We start from the raw sequence: 19,554 nt of genomic DNA, 5'->3' as shown, positions 1-19,554 counted from the left end.
TTCATGCTACTGAATGGGAGGGCCTTTCCAAGGTTTTCAGCGTCCCCGTGCGTTCAGTGAGGCCAAATAGGCGTTGTATGCCTCAAGTTCCTTGTCTCCGTCGCGGTCCGCGGCCCGGTCCGAGCGCTTTGCCTGCCGCTGCTCGGAGCCGTACCACTGGAACAGCAGCGCGATCAGCACCAGTACGGAGGGGACCTCGCTGAACGCCCAGGCGATGCCCCCGGCCGCGTTCTGGTCGGAGAGCGCGTCGATGGCGAGGGAGGCCGGCGGGTTCTTGAAGCTCTCGACCATCGGCGTCGACGCCATCATCAGCGCGATACCGAAGAACGCGTGGAACGGCATGCCCGCGAACAGCTCCAGCATCCGCATCAGATGGCCGGGCCGGTGCGGCCCGGGGTCCACGCCGATGATCGGCCAGAAGAACACCACGCCGACGGCGAGGAAGTGCACCATCATCGCGAGATGCCCCGCCTTGGAGCCCATCAGGAAGTCGAACAGCGGAGAGAAGTACAGGGCGTACAGGCTCGCGATGAACAGCGGGATCGTGAACGCCGGATGCGTGACGATCCGCATGTAGCGGCTGTGCAGCAGCGCCAGCAGCAGTTCGCGCGGCCCCTTGCGGCCTCCGCCCGCGACCGGCAGGGCGCGCAGCGCCAGGGTGACCGGGGCGCCGAGCAGGATCAGGATGGGCGACAGCATGCTGATCACCATGTGCTGCACCATGTGCACGCTGAACATGACCATCCCGTAGTCGTTCAGCCTGGTGCACATCACCGCCATGATGGTCAGCACGCCGACGACGTACGAGATGGTCCGGCCGACCGGCCACGCGTCACCGCGCCGCCGCAGCCGGACGACACCCCAGCCGTACAGGGCCAGTCCCAGCAGGCAGGCGACGAGGAAGAAGGGGTCCGCGGACCACTGAAGACCTCGTCCCAGCGTGAACGGCGGCAGATCCATGGTCATGCCGTGCCCGCTGTGATCCATCCGCCGGCTCCTGGTTCGTGGGGGTTGTGCGCTGTCTGTCCACAGCTGTCTGTCCGCACCCAGATTAGAACCGCCCCCGGCCGCTGCTGCGACCGGGGGCGGCTGAAGCTCACAGGTGCCTTACAGGACGCACTCCGCCTCGGCGTACCGCTCCTCCGGAACGGTCTTCAGCGTCTCCACCGCCTCCGCCAGCGACACCGTCACGATGTCCGTGCCGCGCAGCGCGGTCATCCTGCCGAACTCGCCGCGGTGCACGGCCTCCACGGCGTGCCAGCCGAAGCGGGTGGCCAGCACGCGGTCGTACGCGGTCGGCGTGCCACCGCGCTGCACGTGCCCGAGTATGACCGGCCGGGCCTCCTTGCCGAGGCGCTCCTCCAGCTCGACGGAGAGCTGGCGGGCGATGCCGGCGAAGCGCTCGTGGCCGTAGACGTCCTTGCCGCCCTCGTCGAAGTCCATCGAGCCCGCCTTCGGCTTGGCGCCCTCCGCGGCCACGACGATCGCGAACCGCTTGCCCGCCTCGAAGCGCTCCCCGACCCGCCGCGCCAACTCGTCGATGTCGAACGGGCGCTCCGGTACGACGATGGCGTGGGCGCCCGCCGCCATGCCGGAGTGCAGCGCGATCCAGCCGGTGTGGCGGCCCATGACCTCCACGATCAGCACGCGCTGGTGGGACTCCGCGGTGGTCTTCAGCCGGTCCAGGGCCTCGGTCGCGACACCGACGGCCGTGTCGAAGCCGAAGGTGACGTCGGTGACCGCGATGTCGTTGTCGATGGTCTTGGGCACGCCGACGATGGGCAGACCGTTGTCCGACAGCAGACGGGCCGCCTTCAGCGTGCCCTCACCGCCGATCGGGATGATCGCGTCGAGACCGAGCTCCTCGACATGGCCCCTGGCCCGCTCCACGCCGTCCCGCAGATGCTCGGGCCGGACCCGGGAGGAGCCGAGGATGGTGCCGCCTCGGGCCAGGATGCCGCCCACCGCGTCGAGATCGAGCTTGAGGTAGTCGCACTCCAGGAGGCCCTTCCAGCCGTCCCGGAAGCCGATGACCTCGTCGCCGTGGTCGGCGACGGCACGGTGCACGACGGACCTGATGACGGCGTTCAGGCCGGGGCAGTCGCCGCCGGACGTGAGGACACCAATGCGCATAGCCCGAACAACCTTCTCCACGTGGGCCGGGGACCGGACCACGCTGTCCGGCTCGAACCCCGCCACCCTAACGGCAGGAGGGGGCGGGGCCGAAGCGTGCGTCCGCCTGCTGGACGGGCCCGCTCACCTGTGCGGACGTGCCGTCAGACGGGCTGCCTCAGGGACGTTCACGCAGGCTGCTGCGCCGCCGTGATCCGCTCGTTGCGCAGCGCCTCGTACCAGCGGTCGTCGGTCGGCGGCAGCGCGTTCACGTCGAGCGCCAGCTTCAGCAGCAGGTCCGCGATCAGCGGGTTGCGGGCGAGCACGGGCCCGTGCATGTACGTGCCGAAGACCGTGTCGTTGTACGCCCCCTCCGTGCCGTCTCCCGTGCCGTTGCCCCTGCCGAGCCGCACCTGGGCGAGGGGGCGGGCGGTGGGGCCGAGCTGGGTGACGCCCTGGTGGTTCTCGAAGCCGGTCAGCGGGGGCAGCCCCAGGCGCGGGTCGATGTCCGCGAGCACGTCGCCGACGCACCGCTCGCCGGTACCGCGCACCGTGGTCACGTCCAGCAGACCGAGACCCGGCTCACGCTGGCCCAGGTCGTTGATGAACTCGTGGCCGAGGATCTGGTAACCGGCGCACACCGAGAACACGATCGCGCCGTTCTCCACGGCCCGGTACAGGTGGCCGTCGCGGCGCAGCCGCTCGGCCGCGAGTCGCTGCGGCCGGTCCTCGCCGCCACCGATCAGGTAGATGTCGCCGGAGGTGGGGATCGGCTGGTCGCTGCGCACGTCGAGCCGGGCCACGTCGAGGCCGCGCTGCCGGGCCCGGCGCTCCACGACGAGGACGTTGCCCTGGTCGCCGTACGTGCTGAGCAGGTCCGGGTAGACCCAGACGACCCGCAGTTGGTTGTCGCTCATGAAATGACCGTCCTTGGTGGTCAGTTGCCGACGCGGCGGCGCAGGTCCTGGAACGCGGTGTAGTTCGCGATGACCTCGATCCGTCCGGGCGGTGCCATCTGCACGGCCTGATCGACGCTCTCGCACACCTGGAAGTGCTGGTTCGCGACCTCCAGACGCACCGCGAGATCCAGCTTCCGGTCGCCGATCACGAAGATCGGGTGGCCGGTCAGACGCGTGTAGTCGACGTCCCACAGCCAGGAGGTGTCGGTGCCGTCGGCGCCGCGCGCGTTCACCGACAGGATCACCGGGGTCGGCGGCGGGTCGATCAGGGAGAACGTCTCGAGCCAGCCGGCCGGGTTCTTCGCCAGCAGCAGCCGCAGGTCGCGCTGCATGAACTGCACGACGTCGTAGCGTCCGGCGACGGCCTGTACCTGGTACATCCGCTCCAGCGCCACCTGCGGCGGCACCCCGAAGACGGCGGCGACCGCGGCCGAGGAGGCGGCGTTGGCCTTGTTCGCGCGGCCCGGCAGCTGGAGATGGATCGGCCAGGCCGAGCCGTGCGGGTCGAGGACGTGGTCGCCGGAGAGCGCCCAGCTCGGCGTCGGCCGGCGGAAGCCGCAGTCGCGGCAGAACCAGTCGTCGCCCGGGCGCTGCATCACACCGCCGCAGGACGGGCAGGACCAGGCGTCGTCCTTCCACATCTGCCCGGCTGCGACCCAGATCACATTGGCGGAGGACGACGCGGCCCACACGACCAGCGGGTCGTCCGCGTTGGCGACGACGACGGCCTTGGAACCGGCCAGGCCCTCACGCCAGTTCTCGGCGAGCATGCGGGTCTCGGCCGCGCGGTCCAGCTGGTCGCGGGAGAGGTTGAGCAGCGCGATGCACTTCGGGTCGGTGTCGCGGGCCACGCCCGCGAGGTACTTCTCGTCGACCTCGATCACGCCGTACCGGGCCTCCGAGCCGCCGGCGAGCGCCGAGGTGATGCCGGCCGGCATGTTGGCGCCCAGCGCGTTGGAGACGACCGGGCCCGCGGCGCGCAGGGCCTCCGCGATCAGCCGGGTGGTCGTGGTCTTGCCGTTGGTCGCCGAGACCAGGACGACGTCCAGGTTCTGGGCGAGCCGGGCGAGGAGGTCGGGGTCGAGCTTGAGTGCCACCCGGCCGCCGATCACCGAACCGCTGCCGCGCCCCGCGGCGCGCGATGCCGCCGCGACCGCCTTGCCCGCGGTCACGGCGAGCTTGGCCCGCGGCGTGAGCGGGTCCGAGTTGCCTGCCATCAGTTCTCGATCCTCCTTGCGTACGCGCCGCGCCTGAGCCATCCGGCAACGTGGTGTGGACCTCAGCCTATCGAGATCCATTCGCACTCCCGCACCATGGCACCGCCTCGGCGCCCACGCGACATCCGCGTGGCTGTCAGGACCGTACCCTTGCCGCCATGCGACATGGCTCGATCCCGGGTGCCCGCGGGCGCGTCCGGCCCCTCACCCTGCTCGGCGACCCGGTGCTGCACGCCCCCTGCGCGGAGGTCACCGACTTCGGCCCCGAACTGGCACGGCTCGTGGAGGACTTGTTCGCCACGATGTACGCGGCACAGGGGGTGGGCCTCGCCGCGAACCAGGTCGGCGAGCCGCTGCGGGTGTTCGTGTACGACTGCCCGGACGACGATGATGTCCGTCATCTCGGACATGTGGTGAATCCCCGGCTGGTCGAGGCCGACGGGTTGGTGCTGCGCGGACCGGAGGGCTGTCTGTCCCTGCCGGGACTGGAAGCGGGCACGGAGCGCTACGACCATGCCGTCGTCGAGGGGTTCACCATGACCGGGGAGCCGGTCACCGTGCACGGCACCGGGTTCTTCGCGCGGTGCTTGCAGCACGAGTGCGACCACCTGGAGGGAAAGGTGTACGCGGACCGCGTGGCAGGCCGGCGCCACCGCCGCCTGATGCGACAGGTGGCGCGAGCTTCGTGGCGCGGATGAGCCCAGGGCGTGTTTCGAAAGTCCCGTCCGGCCCGGACGACGCCACTTTCGAAACACGCCCCTAGAACCCCGGACCGCCCATCTTGTCCCCGGCCGCCGCCAGGCGACCCCACAACAGGTCGGCGAGGCTTCGCACCAGCTCCGCCCGGGAACACGGTCGTTCGCCCAGCCACCAGTCACCCGCCGCATGCATCATGCCGACGATCCCGTGCCCCCAGACCCGCGCCAGCTGCTCGCTGCCCGGCCCCAGATCCACGCGCTCCTCGATGACCTGGGCCAGCTCCTCGCCCATGCGGCGCAGCAGCGGCGCGCTGTGCTTGCCCACGTCGAAGCCCTGGTCGCCGGCCTGGCCGCCCTCCGAAGGATGCATCAGGAACCGGTACACCTGAGGGCGTGCCTCGATCGCCGCGAGGTAGGTGTCCAACGTGGACTCGACCCGCTCGCGCCGCTCGGCCGGCGCGTCCAGCGCGGCGCGCAGGGAGGCGAGCAGGGCGTCCGTGTGGCGCTTGGCCAGGGCGGCGTACAGTCCCCCCTTGTCGCCGAAGTGGCGGTAGAGGATCGGCTTGGTGATGCCGGCCTCCGCGGCGATGGCGTTCATCGAGGCCTGCGGGCCGTCACGGAGCACCACTCTGTCGGCGGCCTCCAGCAGCTCGCGCCGTCGGCGGTCGGCGGTCCGTTGCTGATCGGTCCGCTGTGTGGTGTCCATGAGCTCTCCCCACCCGTGCTGGTTCGGTGACGCCTGGGCAAACTAACACTCAACACCCTCCTGACATCGAACGGGCTGCCGAGGGGTCATCAGGAGTTGACTTTTCCTACCCGTCGGTAACAGACTCGCGTTACCGCAAGTAACAGCACGTGCGTCGCCTGGAGGGGACATGGCCGAGTTCACCATGGAGCTCAACGACGAACAGAAGGAGGTCCGGGACTGGCTGCACGGTTTCGCCGCCGATGTCATCCGCCCCGCGGCCGCCGAATGGGACGAGCGTGAGGAGACTCCCTGGCCGGTCATCCAGGAGGCCGCCAAGGTCGGCATCTACTCCCTCGACTTCTACGCCCAGCAGTACTTCGACCCCACCGGTCTCGGCATCCCCATGGCCATGGAGGAGCTGTTCTGGGGCGACGCGGGCATAGCCCTGTCGATCGTGGGTACGGGCCTCGCCGCCGTGGGCGTCCTCGCCAACGGCACCGAGGAGCAGATCGGCACCTGGATCCCGCAGATGTACGGCGACCCCGATGACGTCAAGGTCGCCGCCTTCTGCTCGTCCGAGCCCGACGCCGGTTCCGACGTGGCCTCCATGCGTACGCGTGCCGTGTACGACGAGGCCAAGGACGAGTGGGTGATCAACGGCACGAAGACCTGGGCGACCAACGGCGGCATCGCCAACGTCCACGTGGTCGTCGCCGTGGTCGACCCGGAGCTCGGCTCCAAGGGCCACGCGTCCTTCATCGTCCCGCCGAACACGCCGGGCCTGTCCCAGGGGCAGAAGTTCAAGAAGCACGGCATCCGGGCCTCGCACACCGCCGAGGTCGTCCTGGAGAACGTGCGTGTTCCGGGTTCCTGCCTCCTCGGCGGCAAGGAGAAGCTGGACGAGCGCCTCGCACGTGCGCGCGAGCGGGCCAAGACGGGCGGCGAGCGCGTCAAGAACGCCGCGATGGCCACGTTCGAAGCGTCGCGCCCGGCCGTGGGCGCGATGGCGGTGGGCACCGCCCGGGCCGCGTACGAGGTCGCCCTCGACTACGCCAGGACCCGTGAGCAGTTCGGCCGGCCGATCATCGACAACCAGGGTGTGGCCTTCCAGCTCGCGGACATGCGTACGCAGATCGATGCGGCCCGTCTGCTGGTGTGGCGTGCCTCCTGGATGGCGATCAACGGCAAGCCGTTCACGGCGGCCGAGGGCTCGATGTCGAAGCTGTTCGCGAGTGAGACGGCAAAGAAGGTGACGGGGCAGGCCATCCAGATCCTGGGTGGAAATGGCTACACCCGGGAGTACCCGGTGGAACGGATGCACCGGGATGCAGCCATCTACACGATCTTCGAGGGTACGAGTGAGATCCAGCGGCTGGTGATCGCTCGTACGTTGTCGGGGATGTCGATCCGGTAGCGGCGCCGCCTGCGGGGAGCGTGTCGTGGGGCAACCGCGCTCACCCGTGCTTCAGAGGTGTGAGTTGCTCGATGTCGTACCGTTTCCGCAGCGCCTCGATCGCCTCGTGGTCCGGCGGACCTCCGCTGCTCAGGATGTCCAGCAACTCATCGAAGTACCGCTCGTGATCGGGCGGCGGTGACGACTGGAAGAACATCTTCGCGGGCGTCTCCGCCGGGTTCGCGAATGCGTGCGGGCAACCGGGCGGTACGACGATGACGGTGCCCGGTGTCGCCCGTACCACCCGGCTGCCCGAACTCGACTCCCACTTCTGCCAGTTGTCGGGGGTCCGGATGCGGGGCTCGAAGGCGAGCACGTCCAGCTCGCCTTCGAGCACGTAGAACAACTCCTCGCTGCGCGTGTGCACATGTGCGCCGACATCGAAGCCCGGTGGCACGACCACCTCGAAGGTGGAGGACGTGCGCGAGTGCGTGCCGGTCACCTTGAACGTGACGTGCTGGGCCGGACTCTGGACCACCCGGCCGTGGCCGGGCGGCACCAGCAGCCCCTCGGTCGTCGTCATCTGCGGCTCACCAGGTGACGGGCAGGGCCCGGGGCCCGCGGATCAACGCGCCCTTCCTGAAGGGCACCTGCTCCGGCGGCACGGCCAGCTTCAGCCCCGGCACCCGGTCGAGCAGCGCGTCGACGAGCAGCTCCGACTCCAGGCGGGCCAGCATTCCGCCGGGGCAGTAGTGCGGGCCGAAGCCGAACGCGACATGCGGATTCGGGTCGCGGGAGAAGTCGATCGTCTCGGGGTACGGGAAGACGTCCGGGTCGCGGTTGGCGGCCAGATAGGACACGTACACCGGGTCACCGGCACGGATGCGTACGCCCCTGATCGCCACGTCCTCCCGCGCGATCCGGGACAGGCCGACCGTGTTGCGGTGCGGGATGTAGCGGAGGAGTTCGTCGATGGCCCGGGGGCGAATCTTCGGTTCGGCGCGCAGCTGTTCGGCCAGGTTCGGGCGGGTCAGCAGGATGTAGAACATCTGTCCGCTGTTGTTGGTGACGGCCTCGCCGCCGATCTGGAGCAGGACCGCGAGTCCCACGGCCTCCTCCAGCGTGATCTCGCCGCGGCCCAAGGCGGCACCGAGCAGCGAGGTCACGTCCTCGGCCGTGCTGCCCTCCCGCAGGCCGATGAGATCGGCGAAGTAGGCGCCCATCTCGTCCTTGGCCTTCTCGCTGACGTTCGCTCCGTGCGAGGAGGACAGGATCAGCTGGCTCCAGGTGTGCATGCTGTGCCGGTCGGCCGCCGGAACGCCCATCAGCTCGCAGATGACCGCGATGGGGAAGGGGCTGAGCACCGTCGAGGTGAGGTCCGCGGGCGGGCCGTCCTGGAGGAGTTCGTCGACCAGTTCGTCGAGCATGCGGCGCGCCTTCTCGCGGACCCGCTCGACGCCCTTCGCCGTGAAGGCGGCGGCCACCGAGCGGCGCAACCGGGTGTGGTCCGGGGGGTCCAGGAAGGCGACCGCGTCGCGGGCCGGGATGAAGTGCGGGGCCAGTCTGGTGACCGGCTGTTCCATGACCGCCTCGCGGCTGAACCGGGGGTCGTTGGCCACCATGCGCACGTCGTCGTGCCGGGTGACCAGCCACGCCCAGCCCTCGCCGTTGGGCAGCTGGACACGGGTGAGGGGGCCCTCACGCATCAGCTCGGTCAGGACCGGGTCGAAGTCGACGCCGGTCAGATCGAGCGCCGGCCAGTGCCGGATCGGGGACAGGGTCTCTGCGATCGTCTCTTCGGTCATGATGTCTCTTCGTCGTCGCAGTGCCAGCGGCCCAGGGCCATCTCGGCGGTGATGCCGGGACCGAACCCGGCGAGCAGTCCGCGCGCCCGGTGCTCGGCGCCGCCCTCGTCGAACAGCCGGCGCAGCGCGTCCAGGACGACGGCGCTGGCGATGTTGCCGTACTCGGTGAGGGTGGCCCGGCTGAACCGGAAGGCGTGCGGGTCGACCTGCAGGAACTTGCTGAGGTCGTCGAGTATTCGGGGACCGCCCGCGTGGACGATGTAGAAGTCCAGGTCGGCGGCGTCCCAGCCGTGCTGGCCCGCGAGGTCCTGCAACGCCGGGGCGAGCGGCTCCATGGTGGCGGGCACCCGCTTGTCCAGCAGGAAGTGGAAGCCGGTGGCCCGGACGTCGTACATGATCCACTCTTCGGTCTTGGGGATCAGGTACGAGCCGTTGCGCTCCAGTTCGATGCCGGTGCCGCCGCTGCCGCGGACCACGGCCGCGGCGATGCCGTCGCCGAACAGGCCGTTGGACAGCAGGGACCCGACGCCGAGGTCGGTGGGCTGGTAGCACAGCGAGCAGAACTCGCAGGCCACGATCAGCGCGTTGGCGTCGGGGTACGCCGTACAGAAGTCGTGGGCCCGGTTGATCGCGGCGCCGCCCGCCGCACAGCCCAGCTGGGCTATGGGGATCTGCCGGGTGGTGCTGTCGAAGGCCATCTCGTTGATCAGCCACGCCGTGAGCGAGGGCATCATGAAGCCCGTGCACGAGACGTAGATGATCACGTCGATGTCGGTGGTGAGCAGCTCCGCCTCGTCGAGCGCCCGCTGGATGACCGAGGGGACCCGGGCCTTCGCCTCGGCCTGGTAGAGCTTGTTGCGGTCCTCGAACCCCGGGTGCTTCAGGGTCTCCTCGATCGGCTGCACGATGTGCCGGGTCTTCACACCCGTGTTCTCGATCAGCCGGAGGGCCAGGGGCAGCTGGGGATGGTCCTCGTGGTGGGAGCGCGCCAGTTCGAGCGTCTCCTCCATCGTGATCACGTGCTCCGGAACCGACACCGAGGGTTTGCACAAAGTCGCCATGACCGCCTGCTTTCGCCGTCCGGAGCACCTGCGAAGGCCCTCCGGTCAGAAGGTGGTTCACCCCGGAGGGTGGTCCAACCACGATCACCCGACAGGACGAAGATCTCGCGCCGGACTACTCCAAACCGGGGACGCCGTGTCAGGGTCGGGCAGGGTGCCGCATACCCGGACAAGGGAGGACGCAATGGCGCGTACGGCCAGGAAACTGCTGGAGACGACCAGCGCGCGGCTCGCCCCTGACTTCCGTGCCAACCGCCTGGTGTGCTCCGGATCGCGCAGGGCGCGGCGGGTCTTGAGACGCTTGCCGGCTTCGCCCTGGGGCAGCGCTGGGTGATCGCCGCGGACCGCCGTTCGCTCCGGCGTCTGGCGGAACGCTCGGTGTTCGAGCCGGAGGTCGCCGCTTGCTTCGGCGCTCTCGCCGAAGGGGAGGCCCTGGCGGCGGAGCGGCTGGGTGCGTTCGCGGCCGCCTGCGGCGTGGACGAGGAGCTGGCACAGGGACACGAGTCGCTGCCCGGCTGCCAGGCCTGCCCCGCGTACATCGCCTGGCTCGCCCCGGGCGGTGTACCGGCCGACGTGGTCCTCGCGCTGACCGAACAACTTCTCGGAGTGGGGAGGCTACTGCGCGGCGATCGGCGAGGAACCGCCACGGACGTCTGCCGCAGAGCTACGAGGCCATGTTCTGGGACACGTCGGCACAGCTGGAGCCGAGCGGGGTCCGGTCCTGACTAGCCGCTCTGCCCGCTGCTGTGCGCGATGCACGCCACGTCGATCCGGTCGGCCAGCTTGGCCAGCTCGATGGTCAGGGCCGCGACCGTGTCCTCGTCCAGCCCCTCCTGCCCGGCCTCCACCAGATGCAGCCACCGGCCGCCCACCGTGCGCAGCAGTTTGCTGACGTCGGCGGCCGTCACCTGCAACGTGCCGCGGTCGTCGACGATCAGAGGCAGGGTCACTTCGCGGTTCACAAAGGGGATCGTAGCCGCGGAACACTCACGCTCCGTGCCATACGGTGGTGATGTTGCAGAACTCGCGGATTCCGTGCCCGGAAAGCTCACGCCCGTACCCCGACCGCTTCACCCCGCCGAACGGGAACGCCGGATGGGAGGCCGTCATCCCGTTCACGAACACGCTGCCCGCCTCCAGATCCCGTACGAACCGGTCGACCTCGCTCTCGTCCCGCGTCCAGACGTTCGAACTCAGTCCGAACGGGGAGTCGTTCGCGATCAGCACCGCCTCGTCCAGGTCGTGCGCGCGGTACAGCGTGGCGACCGGCCCGAAGGCCTCCTCGCGGTGGATGCGCATCTCGCGGGTGATGCCGGCCAGGACGGTCGGCGGGTAGTACCAGCCCGGACCGTCGGGCCGCACGCCGCCGCACAGCACGGCGGCCCCGCTGCGCCTGGCGTCGTCGACCAGTTCCTCGAGATCGGCCCGCCCCTGCTCGCTCGACAGCGGCCCGACCTCGGTGTCCTCCGCCAGCGGGTCGCCGACCTTCAGCGCCTTCATGCCTTCCGTGAAGCGCTCGGCGAAGTCGTCGTAGACGTCCGTGTGGACGATGAACCGCTTCGCGGCGATGCATGACTGCCCGTTGTTCTGCACCCGCGCGGTCACCGCGACCTGAGCGGCCCGGTCGAGGTCGGCGGACGGCATGACCACGTACGGGTCGCTGCCGCCCAGCTCCAGCACCGTCTTCTTGACCATCTCCCCGGAGGTCGCCGCGACCGCCCGTCCGGCCGGCTCGCTGCCGGTGAGGGTGGCCGCCTTCACACGCTCGTCGCGCAGGATGTCGTCGACGGCGCCGGAGCCGATGAGCAGGGTCTGGAAACAGCCCTCGGTGAAGCCCGCGCGGTGGAAGAGGTCCTCCAGGTAGAGGGCGGTCTGCGGGACGTTCGAGGCGTGCTTGAGCAGGCCCACGTTGCCCGCCATCAGTGCGGGCGCCGCGAAGCGGATCACCTGCCACAGCGGGAAGTTCCACGGCATCACCGCGAGCACCGGGCCCAGCGGCCGGTAGCGGACGAGGACGCGGGAGGCGCCGGAGTCCTCCACGTCGGAGGCGGCGGGCTCCTCGTCGGCGAGCAGTTCCTCGGCGTGCTCGGCGTACCAGCGCATCGCCCTGGCGCACTTGGCGGCCTCCGCGCGCGCCTGCTTGACCGGCTTGCCCATCTCGGTGGTCATGACGCGGGCGATGTCCTGCTGGTCCTCCTCCAGGAGGTCGGCGGACCTGAGGAGCAGACGGGCGCGATCGACGAACGTGCTCATCCGGTACGTGCGGAAGGTGGCCTCGGCGAGCTGGAGCCGGCGTTCGAGCTCCTCCTCGCCCATGGCCTCGTACGTCTTGAGCGTCTCGCCGTTCGCCGGGTTCACCGTTGCGATGGGCATGACTGACCTCCCTGGGAGCGGGCTGTGCTTCGACCTTCCCGCGCGGCGGTAAGGACCGCAACGCGTACGGGTCTGCTCAGGTCGAGTGCTCCGCCAAGCGGTCGAGAAACGCGGCCTGGGCCTTGACGATCACGTTCCTGGCCCGGTCGAGCCCGCACCACTCCACCCGGTCCAGCTCGGGGAACTCCTGGAGCTGCCCCGACCGCGGTGGCCACTCCATCCGGAAGGTGCCCGGATCGACCGTCGCCGGGTCGAGGTCGGCCTCGACCGCCCACGCCGTGACGATCTTGCCGTTGGTCTGCCGGACCTCACCCAGCTCGATCGCCTCGCCGTCGGGCGGCGGCAGCCCGAGCTCCTCCTGGAACTCGCGCCGGGCGGCCTCCCAGGCGGGTTCGCCGGGCTCGTACTCGCCCTTGGGGACGGTCCACGCCCCGGCGTCCTTCGTGGCGAAGAACGGGCCGCCCATATGTCCCAGCAACACCTCCAGGCCACGGTCGGTGTGCCGGAACAACAGCAGGCCCGCACTCCGCTTCCCGCGCGGGGCGCTCAAGGCTTCACCTCCGGGTGCGCGGCGAGCAGTGTCTCCACCGTGTCCGCCTCCTGTGGGCGTTTGTCCTCCCGGTAGCGGACCACGCGGGCGAAGCGGAGGGTGACGCCGGCCGGGTAGCGGGTGGACTTCTGGAGGCCGTCGTAGGCGATCTCGACGACGAGTTCGGGGCGTACGGTCACCACCCAGCCGTCGTCCTCGACGGCCAGCTCTTGGAGGCGTTCGGTCTGCCAGGTGAGCATCGCGTCGGTCATGCCCTTGAAGGTCTTGCCGAGCATGGCGAAGCCGCCGTCGGCGGTGCGGGCGCCCAGGTGCAGGTTGGACAGCTTGCCGGTGCGCCGGCCGTGCCCCCGCTCGACGGCCAGTACCACCAGGTCGAGAGTGTGCACGGGCTTGACCTTCAGCCAGGACGCGCCGCGCCGACCCGCGCTGTAGGGGGCGTCGAGGGCTTTGACCACGACGCCCTCGTGGCCGCGCCGCAGGGTCTCGGCGAGGAAGTCCGCCGCTTCCTGCACGTCCTGCGGCCCGGACACCAGCGTGCGCCGCACCCGCATCGGCTCGGGGACCAGCCGGGCCAGTTCCGCGTGCCGCTCGGCGAACGGCAGGTCGAGCAGGTCCCGGCCGTCGACGGACAGCGCGTCGAAGAACACGGGGGAGACGGGCACCGCTTCGGCGGCCGTGACCACGTCCACCCGTGAGCCGACGCGCCCGGCGGTCTCCTGGAAGGACCGCGGCCGCCCTGCCTCGTCGAAGGCGATCACCTCGCCGTCCAGGATGAACCGCTCGCCCACCAGCCCCAGCGCGGCCGCCGTGACCTCGGGCAGCCGGTCGGTGATGTCGTCGAGGGTGCGGGTGTGGACGCGCACGGTGTCGCCGTCCCGGTGCACCTGGACTCGGATGCCGTCCAGCTTCTCCTCCACCGCGCAGGCGCCCAGCTTGCCGACCGCCTCGGCCACCGAGGACGCGGTCTGCGCGAGCATCGGCAGGACCGGGCGCCCGACGGTGAGGTGGAACCGGTCCAGGGCCGCGGTCCCGTCCGCGAGCAGCGCCTGTGCCACCGACTGAAGCGAACCGGCCAGCATCACCGCCCGCCGTACGTCCGCCGGCGGCGCCCCGGTCGCCTCGGCGAGGCCCTCGACCGCGACCGCGTCCAGGGCGCCCTGCCGTACCTCGCCGGAGATCAGACCGAGCAGGAACCGCTGCTCGTCCTCGGTGGCCGCACCCATCAACTCCCCGAGCAGCCGGGCCCGTTCGGCCTGTGAGCCGGTGCCGGACACCTTGCCGAGCTCCGTGAGCCTGGCGTCCACCTCACGCACGGTCAGGGAGGGGGCGGCGGCCGGCGGGACCGGGCGGCCGAGCACCTTCCAGCCGACGCCGAGCCGGCCCTGCGGCAGGCGCCCGGCCAGGTACGGGATGACGATCGGCACGTCGTCCGCGTCGGCGTCCCGGAACAACTCGGCGAGCAGCGCGGTCTTCCGGGACCGCGCCGAGGTGGCGGCGACCTCCTGGGACACCTGGGCGAGCCGGGTCAGCAGCATGCAGCCATGGTGCACCGGGGGCGTCGGTCGGGACTACATCTGGCCGGCCGCGTCGAGATCGGCGAACAGCAGCTCACCGTTGATCGCCGCCCCCGCCCGGTAGCCGCGGCTCGCCGCGTTCACGACCTGCTCCGCGAAACCGGACGCGTTCCCCGCCGCCCACAGGCCCGGGACGGTCGTCAGACCCCGCTCGTCGATCACCGGATACGCACCGAAGGGCGTCTCGCGCAGCTCGGCGCCCAGCCGCCGCAGCAGATCGTTCTGCGGGACGGCGCGCGGCGCCACGAACAGCACCTCACGGTCGTACGCCGTACCGTCCGCGAGCCCCACCCCGGTGAGCCGGTCGTCCGCGACGACCAGTCCGGTCACCTCGCCCGGCACCACGGCGACTCCGGCCGCCGCCAGCCTGCGCCGATCGTCGTCGGACAGTTCCTCCTCGGCGACCGTGTGCAGGAAGAGGGTCACGTCCTTGGACCACTGGGACACCATCAGTGCCTGGTGCACGCTCATCGGGGTACTGGCGAGCACGCCGAAGGCCTGGTCGCGTACCTCCCAGCCGTGGCAGTACGGGCAGTGCAGCACATCGCGCCCGTAGCGCTCGGCGACGCCGGCGACCGCGGGAAGCTCGTCCTTCAGACCGGTGGCGACGACCAGTTGCCGGGCGTGGACCGTCCGCCCGCCCGCGAGCGTCACATCGAACTCGCCGTCCGCGCCCCGAGCCGCGTCCACCGCCCGGTCCCGGACGAGTTCGACGCCGTACCGTGCGATCTCCTCGCGGCCGACGGCGAGGAACTCCGCGGGCGACATGCCGTCCCGGGACAGATAGCCCTGCATGTGCGCGGCGGGCGCGTTGCGCGGCTCGCCCGCGTCGACGACCAGCGTGCGGCGCCTGGCCCGGCCCAGCACGGGGGCCGCGGACAGCCCGGCCGCGCCACCCCCGACGACGATCACTTCGTACATCTCGGTCACGGTGACCACCTCCCCGGAGACGGTCGCCCGGGCGTCGCAGGATTGACAAACAGCTTTGCCGATTCTGCAATAAGGGCATGAGTACCGACGACGTTCTCGCGGATGTGGGCCCCAGGCTGCGGCGGATCCGGAAGGAGCGGGAGGTGACCCTCGCCGCACTGTCCGAGGCGACCGGGATCTCGGTCAGCACCCTCTCGCGGCTGGAGTCCGGCCTGCGCAAACCCAGCCTCGAACTGCTGCTGCCGATCGCGCAGGCCCACCAGGTGCCGCTGGACGAACTGGTCGGGGCGCCGCCCGTGGGCGATCCGCGGGTGCGGTCGAAGCCGATCGTGAGGTTCGGACGCACCCACTGGCCGCTGACCCGGCAGCCCGGCGGACTGCAGGCGTTCAAGGTGCTGGAACCGCAGCGCAGGCTCGACCCGGATCCGCGCACACACGAGGGCTACGAGTGGTTGTACGTGCTATCCGGGCGGTTGCGGCTCGTGCTGGGGGAGCACGACGTGGTGCTCGCGGCGGGGGAGGCGGCCGAGTTCGACACCCGGGTTCCGCACTGGTTCGGGTCGACGGGGGAGGGGCCGGTGGAGTTCCTCAGCCTGTTCGGGCCGCAGGGGGAGCGGATGCATGTACGGGCGAGGCCCGCGCGGCCGTGACCCGGCTCGTGCGCCTTGATCCAGCCGGCGCCCGTGACGCACGCGACTGTTCCCTGATCGGCAAGCGACCGCTTAGTATGCGAGGGACCCCGGTCAGACGACGCAGTCCCGTGGAGGCTCCGCATGCAGGCATGGCAGGTGCACGAGAACGGCGAGCCGAGTGAGGTGATGCGGCTCCAGGAAGTGGAGCGGCCCACGCCCGGTGACGGCCAGATCCTGCTGAAGGTGCGTGCCGCGAACATCAACTTCCCGGACGCGTTGCTGTGCCGCGGTCAGTACCAGGTGCGGCCGCCGCTGCCCTTCACGCCGGGCGTGGAGATCTGCGGCGAGACCGAGGACGGGCGGCGGGTGATCGCCAACCCGGCACTCCCCTACGGCGGTTTCGCCGAGTACGCCGTCGCCGATGCCGCCGCCGTCCTGCCCGCACCCGAGTCGCTGGACGACGCCGAGGCCGCAGCGCTGCACATCGGCTACCAGACGGGCTGGTTCGGCCTGCACCGGCGAGCCCGGCTGGAGGCAGGCGAGACGCTGCTCGTCCACGCTGCCGCAGGAGGGGTCGGCAGCGCGGCCGTGCAGCTCGGGAAGGCGGCCGGCGCGACGGTCATCGGCGTCGTCGGCGGGGCGGACAAGGCCGCCGTCGCGCGCGAGCTGGGCTGTGACGTCGTCGTCGACCGGCGCGCCGAGGACGTCGTCGCCGCCGTCAAGGAGGCCACCGGCGGCCGGGGCGCCGACGTTGTCTACGACCCGGTGGGCGGCGTGGCCTACACCCAGTCCACCAAGGTCGTCGCCTTCGAGGGCCGGATCGTGGTCGTCGGCTTCGCGAGCGGCACGATCCCCAGCCCCGCGCTGAACCACGCCCTCGTGAAGAACTACGCGATCCTCGGCCTGCACTGGGGCCTGTACAACACCAAGAACCCGAAGCTGATCCAGCACTGCCACGAACAGCTCACCGAGCTGGCCGCCCGGGGCGCGATCAGGCCGCTGGTGAGCGAGCGCGTGGCGCTGAGCGGGGCAGCGGCCGCCGTCCAGCAGGTCGCCGACGGAGTCACCACCGGCCGGGTCGCCGTGGTGCCCGCCCTGAAGAACGGAGCCACCGCATGACCGACGCAGCCGAACTGCGCCGCCTCACAAAGGAGTTGCTGGCCGCGCATCCTCCTGCCACGACCGACCGCCTGGACTTCCTGAAGGCCCGCTTCGACGCGGGACTGGCGTGGGTGCACTACCCCGTGGGCCTCGGCGGCCTCGATGCCCCCCGCTCCCTCCAGGTCGTCGTGGACGCCGAACTGGAGGGAGCGGGCGCTCCCGACAACGACCCACGGCGCATCGGCATCGGCCTCGGGATGGCCGCGCCGACGATCCTGCGCTACGGAACGGACGAGCAGAAGCAGCGTTTCCTGCGACCGCTGTGGGTGGGCGAGGAGGTCTGGTGCCAGCTCTTCAGCGAGCCCGGCGCCGGGTCCGATCTGGCCGCGCTCGGTACCCGGGCGGTCCGTGAGGGCGACCACTGGGTGGTCAACGGGCAGAAGGTGTGGACGTCCAGCGCCCACCTCGCCCGCTGGGCCATCCTCATCGCCCGCACCGACCCGGACGTGCCCAAGCACGCGGGCATCACCTACTTCCTCTGCGACATGACCGACCCCGGCGTCGAGGTCCGCCCGCTGCGGCAGATCACCGGCGAGGCGGAGTTCAACGAGGTCTTCCTCACCGACGTCCGCATCCCCGACTCCCGCCGCCTCGGCGAGGTCGGCGACGGCTGGCGGGTCGCTCAGACCACGCTGAACAACGAACGCGTCGCCATCGGCGGCATGCGACTGCCCCGCGAGGGCGGCATGATCGGCCCGATCTCGAAGACCTGGCGCGAGCGCCCCGAACTGCGCACCCCCGACCTGCACCAGCGGCTGCTGAAGCTCTGGGTCGAGGCCGAGGTCACTCGCCTCACCGGCGAACGCCTGCGCCAGCAGCTCGTCGCGGGCCAGCCCGGCCCCGAGGGCGCCGGCATGAAGCTCGCCTTCGCCCGCCTCAACCAGGAGATCAGCGGTCTGGAGGTCGAACTCCGCGGTGAAGAGGGCCTGTTGTACGACGACTGGACCATGCGCCGCCCCGAGCTGGTGGACTTCACCGGCCGCGACGCCGGCTACCGCTACCTCCGCTCCAAGGGCAACAGCATCGAGGGCGGGACCAGCGAGGTCCTGCTGAACATCGTCGCCGAGCGTGTGCTGGGACTGCCGTCCGAGCCGCGCACCGACAAGGACGTCGCATGGAAGGACCTGGCCCGATGAGTATACAGCCGGACCTGCTGTACTCGGAGGAGGAAGAGGCGCTGCGCGCCGCCGTCCGGGATCTGCTCACGGACCACTGCGACGCGGTGGGCGTCATCGCCCGCACCGAGTCCGACGCGCCGCACGACATCGCGCTGTGGAAGGCGCTCGCCGACGGAATGGGCCTCGCGGGCCTGCTCGTACCGGAGGAACTCGACGGCCAGGGTGCCACGCACCGGGAAGCCGCCGTCGTACTGGAGGAGTTGGGCCGCGCGGTCGCTCCCGTGCCGTATCTGACCAGCGCCGTCGTCGCCACCGAGGCCGTGCTGGAGTGCGGGGCCGACGACCTGCTGTCCCAGCTGGCGTCCGCCACGGCGATCGGCGCTCTCGCGGTCGCTCTGAACGTCCCGGCCGGCGGCGCCTACCAGGTCGTACGGTGCGAGAGCGGCGGCCTGCACGGCGAGCTGACCGGCATCGCGGACGCGGCCGTCGCCGATGTGCTGCTGGTGCCTGCCGACGACGGTGGTCTGTACGCGGTCGATGCCTCGACCGCCACGATCACCCCCCAGGCGTCCCTGGACCTGACCCGGCCGCTGGCGAAGGTCGCCCTCGACGGTGCGCCGGGCCGCCTTCTCGGCGACTCCGAACCCGCCGTACGACGGGCCCTGCGCGCCGGGGCCGGGCTGCTGGCCTCCGAGCAGCTCGGCGTCGCGGAATGGACGTTGACGGAGACGGTCCGCTACCTCAAGGAGCGCAAGCAGTTCAACCGGCCCGTGGGCGGGTTCCAGGCGCTCAAGCACCGGCTCGCCCAGCTGTGGCTGGAGGTCGTCGGCCTCCGCGCCGCCGCCCGCAACGCGGCGGACGCGCTCGCGACCGGCGAGGACGCCGACGTGGCGGTCGCCGTAGCCCAGGCCTACGCGGCGTCCGTCGCCGTCCATGCCGCCGAGGAGGCGCTGCAGCTGCACGCCGGCATCGGCATGACCTGGGAGCACCCGATCCACCTGTACCTGAAGCGGGCGAAGGCCGACTCGATCGCGTACGGCACCGCCGGCGCCCACCGTGCGGCCCTGGCCGAACTGGTCGACCTGCAGACCCCCTGAGACACACCTGGAGAAATCCCCGGAGAAATCCCCGGAAAGCCCGCCCCACCCGGGGCGGGCCTTTTCGTGTGCGCTGCTCCGTCGAAGTGAACGGAGGGCGGCAGTCCAGCCAACTCCCTTCCTGGACATGTCAATTGGCGGGTGCGCGAACGCATACTCGCTTCGGTCCCGCACAACCCCTCCAGG

Annotated in this window: 20 protein-coding genes; 7 read left to right on the top strand and 13 right to left on the bottom strand. The window is 70.8% G+C overall.

Going from position 1 to position 19,554, the window contains the following annotated elements:
* Positions 1-36: 36 nt before the first annotated feature.
* The 4 genes from ACFY16_RS38410 to ACFY16_RS38395 form a co-directional block, all read right to left on the bottom strand.
* Complete coding sequence (locus ACFY16_RS38410; RefSeq protein ID WP_390651866.1) at positions 37-987, bottom strand: cytochrome c oxidase assembly protein; 951 nt, start codon at positions 985-987, stop codon at positions 37-39.
* A gap of 120 nt (positions 988-1,107) precedes the next feature.
* Complete coding sequence (locus ACFY16_RS38405) at positions 1,108-2,133, bottom strand: 6-phosphofructokinase (protein WP_390651865.1); 1,026 nt, start codon at positions 2,131-2,133, stop codon at positions 1,108-1,110.
* Positions 2,134-2,300: 167 nt separating this feature from the next.
* Positions 2,301-3,029 carry a glutamine amidotransferase gene (locus ACFY16_RS38400; RefSeq protein WP_351146039.1) on the bottom strand — a complete coding sequence of 243 codons (729 nt, stop codon included), beginning with the start codon at positions 3,027-3,029 and terminating at the stop codon, positions 2,301-2,303.
* Between the two features lie 20 nt (positions 3,030-3,049).
* The gene (locus tag ACFY16_RS38395) at positions 3,050-4,288 is read right to left on the bottom strand and encodes a MurT ligase domain-containing protein (RefSeq protein WP_390651864.1); all 1,239 of its coding nucleotides are present in this window, start codon (positions 4,286-4,288) and stop codon (positions 3,050-3,052) included.
* Between the two features lie 158 nt (positions 4,289-4,446).
* On the opposite strand from ACFY16_RS38395, the gene def reads away from it, so the two are divergent.
* Entirely contained in the window at positions 4,447-4,986 is a 540-nt protein-coding gene (gene def, locus ACFY16_RS38390) for a peptide deformylase (RefSeq protein ID WP_390651863.1), read from the top strand.
* 61 nt (positions 4,987-5,047) lie between these two features.
* On the opposite strand, the gene ACFY16_RS38385 is transcribed toward def, so the two are convergent.
* Positions 5,048-5,692, bottom strand: a complete 645-nt coding sequence (locus ACFY16_RS38385; protein ID WP_390651862.1) for a TetR family transcriptional regulator — start codon at positions 5,690-5,692, stop codon at positions 5,048-5,050.
* Positions 5,693-5,861: 169 nt separating this feature from the next.
* Between ACFY16_RS38385 and ACFY16_RS38380 the strand changes: the two genes are divergently transcribed.
* Entirely contained in the window at positions 5,862-7,088 is a 1,227-nt protein-coding gene (locus ACFY16_RS38380) for an acyl-CoA dehydrogenase family protein (protein WP_390651861.1), read from the top strand.
* Between the two features lie 40 nt (positions 7,089-7,128).
* Here the strand turns inward: ACFY16_RS38380 and ACFY16_RS38375 are convergent, their stop codons facing one another.
* Genes ACFY16_RS38375 through ACFY16_RS38365 form a run of 3 tightly spaced genes read right to left on the bottom strand, consistent with a single transcriptional unit; the run spans position 7,129 to position 9,933 of the window.
* The gene (locus ACFY16_RS38375) at positions 7,129-7,650 is read right to left on the bottom strand and encodes a cupin domain-containing protein (RefSeq protein WP_390651860.1); all 522 of its coding nucleotides are present in this window, start codon (positions 7,648-7,650) and stop codon (positions 7,129-7,131) included.
* Between the two features lie 7 nt (positions 7,651-7,657).
* Entirely contained in the window at positions 7,658-8,872 is a 1,215-nt protein-coding gene (locus ACFY16_RS38370) for a cytochrome P450 (protein WP_390651859.1), read from the bottom strand.
* A complete protein-coding gene (locus tag ACFY16_RS38365) occupies positions 8,869-9,933 on the bottom strand; it encodes a type III polyketide synthase (protein WP_390651858.1) in 1,065 nt (354 codons plus the stop codon). Before ACFY16_RS38365 ends, ACFY16_RS38370 begins: the two co-directional genes overlap by 4 nt.
* A gap of 261 nt (positions 9,934-10,194) precedes the next feature.
* Here ACFY16_RS38365 and ACFY16_RS38360 point away from each other — a divergent pair, with 261 nt between their 5' ends.
* A complete protein-coding gene (locus tag ACFY16_RS38360) occupies positions 10,195-10,662 on the top strand; it encodes a hypothetical protein (protein WP_390651857.1) in 468 nt (155 codons plus the stop codon).
* Here ACFY16_RS38360 and ACFY16_RS38355 read toward each other — a convergent pair.
* From ACFY16_RS38355 to ACFY16_RS38335, 5 genes are all read right to left on the bottom strand, one after another.
* Entirely contained in the window at positions 10,659-10,895 is a 237-nt protein-coding gene (locus ACFY16_RS38355) for a DUF6213 family protein (RefSeq protein WP_390651856.1), read from the bottom strand. The two genes, ACFY16_RS38360 and ACFY16_RS38355, sit on opposite strands and share 4 nt — an antisense overlap.
* A 25-nt stretch (positions 10,896-10,920) precedes the next feature.
* A complete protein-coding gene (locus ACFY16_RS38350; protein WP_390651855.1) occupies positions 10,921-12,306 on the bottom strand; it encodes an NADP-dependent succinic semialdehyde dehydrogenase in 1,386 nt (461 codons plus the stop codon).
* Between the two features lie 76 nt (positions 12,307-12,382).
* Complete coding sequence (locus tag ACFY16_RS38345) at positions 12,383-12,856, bottom strand: NUDIX domain-containing protein (RefSeq protein ID WP_390651854.1); 474 nt, start codon at positions 12,854-12,856, stop codon at positions 12,383-12,385.
* Complete coding sequence (locus ACFY16_RS38340) at positions 12,853-14,391, bottom strand: ATP-dependent DNA ligase (protein ID WP_390651853.1); 1,539 nt, start codon at positions 14,389-14,391, stop codon at positions 12,853-12,855. Before ACFY16_RS38340 ends, ACFY16_RS38345 begins: the two co-directional genes overlap by 4 nt.
* A gap of 33 nt (positions 14,392-14,424) precedes the next feature.
* Positions 14,425-15,351, bottom strand: coding sequence for an NAD(P)/FAD-dependent oxidoreductase (locus ACFY16_RS38335; RefSeq protein ID WP_390651911.1), 927 nt, complete (start codon positions 15,349-15,351; stop codon positions 14,425-14,427).
* Positions 15,352-15,437: 86 nt separating this feature from the next.
* Here ACFY16_RS38335 and ACFY16_RS38330 point away from each other — a divergent pair, with 86 nt between their 5' ends.
* The 4 genes from ACFY16_RS38330 (at position 15,438) to ACFY16_RS38315 (ending at position 19,368) form a co-directional block, all read left to right on the top strand.
* Positions 15,438-16,010 carry a helix-turn-helix domain-containing protein gene (locus ACFY16_RS38330; protein ID WP_390651852.1) on the top strand — a complete coding sequence of 191 codons (573 nt, stop codon included), beginning with the start codon at positions 15,438-15,440 and terminating at the stop codon, positions 16,008-16,010.
* A gap of 123 nt (positions 16,011-16,133) precedes the next feature.
* Positions 16,134-17,111 (top strand): NADPH:quinone oxidoreductase family protein, encoded by a 978-nt coding sequence (locus ACFY16_RS38325; protein WP_390651851.1) that lies wholly within the window; start codon positions 16,134-16,136, stop codon positions 17,109-17,111.
* The gene (locus tag ACFY16_RS38320; RefSeq protein ID WP_390651850.1) at positions 17,108-18,289 is read left to right on the top strand and encodes an acyl-CoA dehydrogenase family protein; all 1,182 of its coding nucleotides are present in this window, start codon (positions 17,108-17,110) and stop codon (positions 18,287-18,289) included. The genes ACFY16_RS38325 and ACFY16_RS38320 overlap by 4 nt, the downstream gene beginning before the upstream one ends.
* Entirely contained in the window at positions 18,286-19,368 is a 1,083-nt protein-coding gene (locus tag ACFY16_RS38315) for an acyl-CoA dehydrogenase family protein (protein ID WP_390651849.1), read from the top strand. The genes ACFY16_RS38320 and ACFY16_RS38315 overlap by 4 nt, the downstream gene beginning before the upstream one ends.
* The last annotated feature ends 186 nt before the right edge of the window (positions 19,369-19,554 follow it).

The organism is Streptomyces sp. NPDC001315, from assembly GCF_042896175.1.
Taxonomy (GTDB): Bacteria; Actinomycetota; Actinomycetes; order Streptomycetales; family Streptomycetaceae; genus Streptomyces.
The sequence above is the reverse complement of the archived record's forward strand: the minus strand, read 5'-3'. Positions and strand labels throughout refer to the sequence as shown.

Excerpts from the sequence above, each read along its gene's own strand:
- ACFY16_RS38375 (WP_390651860.1), bottom strand. The coding sequence starts at position 7,650 with ATGACGACGACCGAGGGGCTGCTGGTGCCGCCCGGCCACGGCCGGGTG.
- def (WP_390651863.1), top strand. The coding sequence starts at position 4,447 with ATGCGACATGGCTCGATCCCGGGTGCCCGCGGGCGCGTCCGGCCCCTC.
- ACFY16_RS38395 (WP_390651864.1), bottom strand. The coding sequence starts at position 4,288 with ATGGCAGGCAACTCGGACCCGCTCACGCCGCGGGCCAAGCTCGCCGTG.
- ACFY16_RS38370 (WP_390651859.1), bottom strand. The coding sequence starts at position 8,872 with ATGACCGAAGAGACGATCGCAGAGACCCTGTCCCCGATCCGGCACTGG.
- ACFY16_RS38385 (WP_390651862.1), bottom strand. The coding sequence starts at position 5,692 with ATGGACACCACACAGCGGACCGATCAGCAACGGACCGCCGACCGCCGA.
- ACFY16_RS38365 (WP_390651858.1), bottom strand. The coding sequence starts at position 9,933 with ATGGCGACTTTGTGCAAACCCTCGGTGTCGGTTCCGGAGCACGTGATC.
- ACFY16_RS38400 (WP_351146039.1), bottom strand. The coding sequence starts at position 3,029 with ATGAGCGACAACCAACTGCGGGTCGTCTGGGTCTACCCGGACCTGCTC.
- ACFY16_RS38350 (WP_390651855.1), bottom strand. The coding sequence starts at position 12,306 with ATGCCCATCGCAACGGTGAACCCGGCGAACGGCGAGACGCTCAAGACG.
- ACFY16_RS38325 (WP_390651851.1), top strand. The coding sequence starts at position 16,134 with ATGCAGGCATGGCAGGTGCACGAGAACGGCGAGCCGAGTGAGGTGATG.
- ACFY16_RS38335 (WP_390651911.1), bottom strand. The coding sequence starts at position 15,351 with ATGTACGAAGTGATCGTCGTCGGGGGTGGCGCGGCCGGGCTGTCCGCG.
- ACFY16_RS38330 (WP_390651852.1), top strand. The coding sequence starts at position 15,438 with ATGAGTACCGACGACGTTCTCGCGGATGTGGGCCCCAGGCTGCGGCGG.
- ACFY16_RS38315 (WP_390651849.1), top strand. The coding sequence starts at position 18,286 with ATGAGTATACAGCCGGACCTGCTGTACTCGGAGGAGGAAGAGGCGCTG.
- ACFY16_RS38320 (WP_390651850.1), top strand. The coding sequence starts at position 17,108 with ATGACCGACGCAGCCGAACTGCGCCGCCTCACAAAGGAGTTGCTGGCC.
- ACFY16_RS38380 (WP_390651861.1), top strand. The coding sequence starts at position 5,862 with ATGGCCGAGTTCACCATGGAGCTCAACGACGAACAGAAGGAGGTCCGG.
- ACFY16_RS38340 (WP_390651853.1), bottom strand. The coding sequence starts at position 14,391 with ATGCTGCTGACCCGGCTCGCCCAGGTGTCCCAGGAGGTCGCCGCCACC.
- ACFY16_RS38410 (WP_390651866.1), bottom strand. The coding sequence starts at position 987 with ATGGATCACAGCGGGCACGGCATGACCATGGATCTGCCGCCGTTCACG.
- ACFY16_RS38405 (WP_390651865.1), bottom strand. The coding sequence starts at position 2,133 with ATGCGCATTGGTGTCCTCACGTCCGGCGGCGACTGCCCCGGCCTGAAC.